The organism is Mycobacterium sp., assembly GCF_049585075.1.
Classification (GTDB): domain Bacteria; phylum Actinomycetota; class Actinomycetes; order Mycobacteriales; family Mycobacteriaceae; genus Mycobacterium.
Genome location: NZ_JBAUZA010000358.1, coordinates 1 through 7,571 on the forward strand (window position 1 = coordinate 1; position 7,571 = coordinate 7,571).

A 7,571-nucleotide genomic window follows, 5' to 3' on the forward strand; every position below is an offset into this window, starting at 1 on the left:
AGGAAGTCCTCCAGCGTCAACTCGCCGGATCCGATCTTGACGGCCGCGTCCTCGGCCTGCTGCGCATCGAAGACCTGCTCGGCCTGCTCGATCAGGCTCAGCACATCGCCCATGCCCAAGATGCGGCTGGCCATCCGGTCCGGATGGAAGACGTCGAAGTCCTCCAACTTCTCGCCGGCCGACGCGAAAAGGATTGGCACCCCGGTAACTTCGCGAACCGACAGTGCGGCGCCGCCGCGCGCGTCGCCGTCCAGCTTGGTCAGCACCACGCCGGTGAAGCCCACACCCTCGCGGAATGCCTCAGCGGTGGTCACCGCGTCCTGGCCGATCATCGCGTCCAGGACGAACAAGACCTCGTCGGGATCAACGGCATTGCGGATCGCCGCGGCCTGAGACATCAGCTCGTCGTCGATGCCCAGCCGTCCGGCGGTATCGACGATCACGACGTCGAAATGCTTGGCGCGGGCCTCCGCGAGTCCGGCTGAGGCGACCGCGACCGGATCACCGGGACCGGCTTGCTGCGCCGCGTCGGCGTCCGCCGACGTGCCCGGGTGTGGCGCGAAGACCGTGACACCGGCCCGCTCCCCCACGATGCGCAACTGGTTGACCGCGCCCGGGCGCTGCAGGTCGCACGCCACCAGCAGAGGGGTATGCCCTTGGCCGCGCAGCCATACCGCGAGCTTGCCTGCCAGCGTGGTTTTACCGGAGCCCTGCAAACCGGCCAGCATCACCACGGTCGGCGGCGTCTTCGCGAACGCCAGCCGGCGGGTCTGCCCGCCGAGGATGCCGATGAGCTCCTCGTTGACGATCTTGACGACCTGTTGCGCCGGGTTGAGGGCACCGGACACCTCCGCGCCCTTGGCGCGTTCTTTGATGCGGCCGACGAACTCTCGCACCACCGGCAGCGAGACGTCGGCTTCCAGCAGCGCCAGCCGAATTTCGCGCGAAGTGGTGTCGATGTCGGCGTCGGTCAGCCGGCCCTTGCCGCGCAGCCCCTGCAGGGCACCGGTCAGCCGATCGGACAGCGATTCAAACACGCCGCCCAGCCTAGCGGGATGACGATGCGCGCCGCGTAAGCGGCGGGCTGTGGAATCCGGCAATCCGACCTAGCGGGGCGACAATGCGCGCCGCGTAAGCGGCGGGCTGTGGGGGTACCTCCCAGCCGCGCAGCGGCGAGGGGGCGAATCCGGCAATCGGACCTAGCCGGGCGCGAACGTGAAGCTGGCCGCACACTCGTCGACCAGTGTGAAGCGTGCCGCACACTCGTCGAGGTATTGACTGCCCGTCGGCTCGGTCAGCTGTCGTTGCGGGGCAGCGTCGCTCTCTTGCTGTCTTTGAACCACGCCACTTTGGCGTGCCACGAGCGTGCGGATCCGTAGGCGAAGCCGATCGCGCCCAGACATGCACACAACCAGACGGGCAGGGTGATATCGATGCCGGCCTCGGCCGTGCTCACCTGTATGACGGTCGCTGCCACACCAAAGGCCGCGGAGATCAAGTACAGGTCTGCCGTCGCCGTTGAGCGGGGGTCTTTTCGTACGATCAGCATCACCCTGCCGGCGTAGCCGAACAAATAGACGAGCAGGACCCCCAGCACAATCCAGTAGGCGCCGAACCAGACCGTGCTTACGTGGGCCGGGAACAGGTCAGGGTGATAGCCCTCATCCGCGACGATGAACACCGCCACCAACGCAGGGATGCCTAGCCACAACGGCATTGCGACGTGTCGGCGGAAGAGCCTGCGCCAGTCGCGTTCGTCGCCGAGCCGGGCCAAACCGTGATCGATGATCGCCGTCACGGCGACGATCAGGCAGATGTGGCCGAAGAGATCTTCGACATTCCATCGGTGGAAGATGTGGTGCAGGGGCGGTCCCAGGGTGGCTGATACCCATGGCGACATGAGCAGTACCGCGCAACCTTGCAGGGCGATGTTGAGGCTTGCGTCGGCTTCCCAGCGCGAGCGCCAGGTATCCCGGCGGACCCACAAGCTATAGAAGACGGCAACCAGCGTGACGATGATGAGTGCGGACATCATTCTCGCAACCGGTTCCTCTCCTGAGCCGTCAGACCGGCGGTTTGCTGGGGTCGGGGCGAAGGTCGCGCAACCTCGGGAGCGCGCGGTTTGATGCCACGTATTCGGTGACCGTCTCGGGCTGGATGAGCCCGAACCGGACCAGCAAGTCAATCGGGTTCAACCCCAGATACTTACCCGCTCTGATCAGGTTATCGGCGGAGATCAACCTGCCCTCGCGAGCCGCCTTGTAGTACGCCGATTTGCGGTAACCGAACGCCTCGTACACCTCGGTGGCGGCAAGAGGTCGGCCCACAAGGTAGGGCAACACCACTGCGGGATCCTTATCGCAGTCGTCCATGAGTAGACAGTATCTCGGCTCGGTGGACCTGCTGCAACATTGCGATACTAACTTCTCCGTTTCACCACAAAAGTCTACTTTTATGGACTATGGTCCCGGTATGGAGCCACGGAAGTTGGTGCAACGAGCGATGGTCGCAGGTGCGGGGATGCTGGCGATCGTTAGCGGCGTCGGCGGTGCCGGCTTGCTTGGTCAAGCCCACGCCGACAATCCAACCTGCGTCGTCAATGCGGTAGACCCATGCCCGCGCCTGGCAGACGCGCCCAAGCCGGACGCCCCGCGTCCTCCCCACGTTCGGACCATTTGCCAGCCGGCGGGTATGGCGGGGCAACACTGCTTCCAACGGCTGGTTCCCTGAATCCGCAGGACTCAGCCACCTGTGGCGCCGGATCATGCCGGCCGAGCCGCACCCAACACAGCGAGGACGTCGCGCTCGATTGCGGCTCGCACTTCCGAGGTGGCCTCGGACGGCGGCGTAACGCAGAAGACATCGTCGACCATCGACCCCCGCGTGGTGACTTTCGCCCATTCGATGTCAACTCCGGCGCGCTCGAGTGCGCCGGCGAGTCGCGCGAGCAAGCCGGCACGGTCGGTGGCGCGGACTTCGATCATCAGTCGGCCGGGCGCATCGTCCAACCACAGGATTCTCGGTGGAGCGGTCGGCTGGTGAGCCGGAATCGCGGTGGGGGCTTCGCGAACGGGAACACGAGGGGGTTCCCGGTCGCGCTGCTCGAGCGTGGCCAAAACGTCGACCTCGCCGTCCAGCGCGCCGACCAGCTGTTGACGCAGCAATCCAGCGGCGGGCGGCGAACCGAAATGCGGTGAGACCACGAATTCACTAATCGCGGCACCCTCGTGAATGTTCACCGATGCCGAATGCACGCGTAACGAGTTCAGCGCTAGCACAGCTGCGGATTTGGACAGCAGCCCACGCTGGTCCGGCGCGATCACCACGGCGTGGTAGAGGCGCTGGCTGCTGCCGGGCCGCAGCTCAACATGTACCTTGCCGTCTGCGGCCAGCGAAAGATACTCAGGGTCAAGAGGATCCGCATGCGGCAACGGTTCGCCGGCGATCACCATCCGGCAGCGGCGTACCAAATCGCGGACCAGCGATGCTTTCCAATCACTCCACACGCCGGGCCCGGTCGCCAAGGAGTCCGCTTCTGTCAGCGCATGCAGCACGTCGAGCACTATCGGATTTCCGTCCAACGCCTCGCACACATTGGCGATGGTCTGCGGGTCGTTGAGGTCTTGGCGGGTCGCGACTTTCGCCAACAGCAAGTGGTGACGCACCAGCTTGGCAAGGGTCTCGACGTCGGCAGGCCACATGCCCAGCCTGGTGCCGATTTCTCCTGCCAACTCGGCGCCGACCACGCTGTGATCGACACCTCGTCCCTTTCCGATGTCGTGCAGCAGCGCAGACAGGATCAGCAGATCGGGACGCGCGACCCGGGTGGTGAAAATCCTTGCCCGCGAAACGGCCTCGGCCAGATGGCGATCCACTGTCCAGATATGGACGACGTCGCGGGGCGGAAGGTCGCGGATTGCAGCCCATTCCGGAAAAAGGCGCACCCACAACCCTGTCCGGTCCAGCGTTTCGATTACTGCAATCGTGTCCGGGCCGGCAGCCAAAAGGACCAGCAGGTTGTTCAGCGCCTCCCGCGGCCACGGCGTCGGGAGATCGGCTGCGGTCTCGGCCAGCCGGGACAACGTGGACACCGCAATGGGCAGTCCGGTGACCGCGGACGCCGCCGCCACGCGGAGCACCAGCATCGGGTCGTTTTGCGGCCGGGCGTCACGCGCGAGCACGATCTCCCCGGCGTACTCGACCACTCCCTCGTCGAGCGGCCGACGGGGCCGGCGCCGCATAGCCGAAATCCCGCGCCGTGGTAGCGCATTGGCGGCAGTCCGAAGCCCGGCGTCGACACGGTAGCTGATGGTGCGGCCCGCGTCGGACAGAGTTCGAGAGAGGTCGAATCTGTCGCCGATGTGCAGCGCGGCGCTGATCTCGTCGGCGAACTGCGCCAACAGCAGATCATGCCCTCGACCGGAAACCCGGTGAAGTTCGGTGCGGACATCGAGCAGGGTCGCTTGTGCGTCGGTCAATGAACCCAGCGGGTTTTCCGGCCGTCCCACGGTCAGCCGGTCGGCGAGGTGGGCTGTGGCCAGGGCATTGAGCAATTGGACATCGCGCAAGCCGCCACGGCCCAGTTTCAGGTCGGGTTCGGCCCGGTGAGCGATCTCCCCGATGCGCCGCCACCGGGCATGCGTCTCTTCAACGAGTTCGCCGAACAGCGACTGGATTCCGGTGCGCCACTGCCGCCGCACTCCCTCGATCAGCCGGGCCGACAGCTGTTCGTCGCCGGCGATGTGCCGGGCATCCAGCATGGCCAAGCCGGCGGACACGTCCGCGCCGGCGACCCGCAATGTCTCGGCGACCGTACGCACGCTGTGGTCAAGCCGAATGTTCGTGTCCCACAACGGATACCACAGTTGATCCGCAATCTCTCGCACGGTTTCGGTGGGCATACCGTCGTGCAACAGCAGCAGGTCCAGGTCAGAGTAGGGCACTAGCTCGCGTCGGCCCAATGAACCGGTCGCGACGATCGAGAAACCGCTGTCGGCGGTGATACCGATTTCGGTGGCCTTCGCGGTCAACCAGGATTCATGCAGATCTGTCCACGCTTGGCGCAAGGCGGCCGAATCAAGTTCACCCGGTGCGCGGGCGAGAAGGTTTTCCCGGTCAGCGGGTAGATCGGTGGCCGGGCTGGCGGTGCTGCCTACCGCGGCAGCCGCCGGCCGAATCGGATCGGGTGGCTCTGGTCCGCGCTGTGTCATTCCCGTCCAGATCGGATCGGCTACTCCAGAGGAGCCTTCATCGGGCGTGTACTAGATTGCGTCGGCGCCGCGTTCACCGGTGCGCACCCGCACCACCGTTTCCACGGCGCTGACCCACACTTTGCCGTCGCCAATCTTACCGGTGCGTGCGGCCCGCACGATGCTGTCCAGGACCTTGTCCGCGTCATAGTCTTCGACCAAGACCTCGATGCGCACCTTCGGTACGAAGTCAACGGAGTATTCAGCACCTCGGTAAACCTCGGTGTGCCCCTTCTGGCGGCCGTACCCCTGGACCTCGCTGACCGTCATCCCCAGGATCCCCACCTGCTCAAGGCTGGCTTTGATGTCCTCGAGCGTGAACGGCTTCACGATCGCGGTAATCAGCTTCATTTCCTTTTCCCTCTTCAGCCGAATGGACAAACGAACTGCTGCCGACAACCGCGAGGTCGTAGCCGCTCTCTGCGTGCTCAGCCTCGTCGATACCTGTGGCCTCGTCTTCGGCGGTAAGACGCAGCCCGATCGTGTACTTGAGTAACAGAGCAACGATAAGGGTGCCGATGCCCGAATATGCAAGGACACTCCCGGCGCCGATGGTCTGGCGGATCAGCTGAGCGAAGCCACCGCCGTAGAACAACCCCGCCGACGTGTGACCGCCACCGCCGGCAATCGCGATGGTCTGCGGCGCGGCCAGCAGCCCCACCAGCAGCGTTCCCACGATCCCGCCGACCAGGTGAACCCCGACCACGTCGAGTGAGTCGTCGAATCCGAGCTTGAACTTCAGACCGACCGCCAGCGCACACAGCACACCGGCGGCCGCGCCGACAATCAGCGCGCCCAGCACGTTGACCGAGGAACAGGACGGCGTGATCGCGACCAGTCCGGCCACGATGCCCGAGGCCGCACCCAGCGTCGTGGCGTGCCCGTCGCGGATTCGCTCGGTGGCCAACCAGGCCAACATCGCCGCGGCAGTGGCCACCGTCGTGGTGATGAATGTCGACCCGGCGACGCCGTTTGAGCTGGTAGCCGAACCGGCGTTGAATCCGTACCAGCCAAACCACAGCAGACCCGCACCCAGCATCACGAATGGCACATTGTGCGGTCGCGTCGGGTTTTTCGGCCAGCCCCTGCGCTTGCCCAGCACGATCGCCAACACCAAGCCCGCCATACCGGCGTTGATGTGCACCGCCGTGCCGCCCGCGAAGTCGATCGCGTGCAGCTTGTTGGCGATCCAGCCGCCGTGGGCTCCAGTGACCCCGTCGGCGCAGAACACCCAGTGCGCCACCGGGAAGTACACGACGGTGGCCCACAGCCCGGCGAATACCGTCCAGCTGGCGAACTTCAACCGGTCGGCCACCGCACCGGAGATCAGCGCCACCGTAATGATGGCGAACATCAGCTGGAATGCGACGAAGACCGTCTGGGGCAGTGTGCCCGCCAGCGCGATGTTGGTCGCGGCGGTGCTGCCGCTGGCGGCAGCGCCATTGACCCCGATAAGACCCTTCAGGCCAAAGTATTGCGTCGGGTTGCCTGCCATGTTGCCGACGTCGTCACCGAAGGCCAGCGAGTAACCGTAAATCACCCACAGCACGGTGACGACGCCCATCGCGATGATGCTCATCATGATCATGTTGAGCACGCTCTTGACGCGAACCATCCCGCCGTAGAAGAACGCCAGGCCCGGCGTCATCAACAGCACCAACGCGGAGCTCGCCAGCATCCAGGCGGTGTCGCCGGTGTCTGGCACTCCCATCGTGGGGAATTGGTCCACTGCCCCTAACCTCCTTCGGCAAGGCCGCCTCCAACGCGGGGCTGCGACCGGTAACCCGCTGACAACGCTGTCAAGACAATGCGCAGTCCTTGTTTCGAAACGTGACGCTGGCAGGTTTCGCCCGTGTTACATCATGCTCACAGCGGCGATCGCGAGCGTGGCGAAGCCGGGCGCAGCGGGTCGCCGCCATGCTCACAGTCGGCCCGGCCGACCTGCGATCAGCCCAACAGTGCGTCGACGAAGGCGGCTGGTTCGAACGGCGCTAGGTCGTCGGGTCCCTCCCCGAGCCCGACCAGTTTCACCGGGACCCCCAGTTCCTGCTGGACCCGGAAGACGATGCCGCCTTTGGCCGTGCCGTCCAGCTTGGTCAGCACCGTGCCGGTGATCTCGACGACCTCGGCAAACACCCGCGCCTGCGCCAGGCCGTTCTGCCCTATGGTGGCGTCGAGCACCAGCAGCACCTCGTCGACCGCGGCACGACGCATCACGACGCGTTTGACCTTGCCGAGCTCGTCCATCAAGCCGGTCTTGGTGTGCAGCCGGCCCGCGGTGTCGATGACGACGACGTCAGCGCCCGTCTCGATGCCCTTGTC

The 7,571-nt window shown here is 65.4% G+C and carries 6 protein-coding genes and 1 pseudogene; all 7 read right to left on the minus strand.

Going from position 1 to position 7,571, the window contains the following annotated elements; genetic code table 11:
* On the minus strand, positions 1-1,037 hold a 1,037-nt coding region (locus WB785_RS16810; protein WP_424080447.1), incomplete at its 3' end, for a signal recognition particle protein.
* A gap of 257 nt (positions 1,038-1,294) precedes the next feature.
* Positions 1,295-2,035, minus strand: coding sequence for a hypothetical protein (locus WB785_RS16815; protein WP_424080448.1), 741 nt, complete (start codon positions 2,033-2,035; stop codon positions 1,295-1,297).
* Between the two features lie 28 nt (positions 2,036-2,063).
* Positions 2,064-2,372, minus strand: a complete 309-nt coding sequence (locus WB785_RS16820; RefSeq protein WP_424080449.1) for a hypothetical protein — start codon at positions 2,370-2,372, stop codon at positions 2,064-2,066.
* Between the two features lie 390 nt (positions 2,373-2,762).
* A complete protein-coding gene (locus WB785_RS16825) occupies positions 2,763-5,210 on the minus strand; it encodes a [protein-PII] uridylyltransferase (protein WP_424080450.1) in 2,448 nt (815 codons plus the stop codon).
* Between the two features lie 51 nt (positions 5,211-5,261).
* Positions 5,262-5,600: a P-II family nitrogen regulator gene (locus WB785_RS16830; RefSeq protein ID WP_219067167.1), complete on the minus strand. Its 339-nt coding sequence runs from the start codon at positions 5,598-5,600 to the stop codon at positions 5,262-5,264.
* Positions 5,539-6,978: an ammonium transporter gene (locus WB785_RS16835; protein WP_424080451.1), complete on the minus strand. Its 1,440-nt coding sequence runs from the start codon at positions 6,976-6,978 to the stop codon at positions 5,539-5,541. Before WB785_RS16835 ends, WB785_RS16830 begins: the two co-directional genes overlap by 62 nt.
* 218 nt (positions 6,979-7,196) lie before the next feature.
* Positions 7,197-7,571, minus strand: a pseudogene (locus WB785_RS16840) (signal recognition particle-docking protein FtsY); the annotation flags it as partial.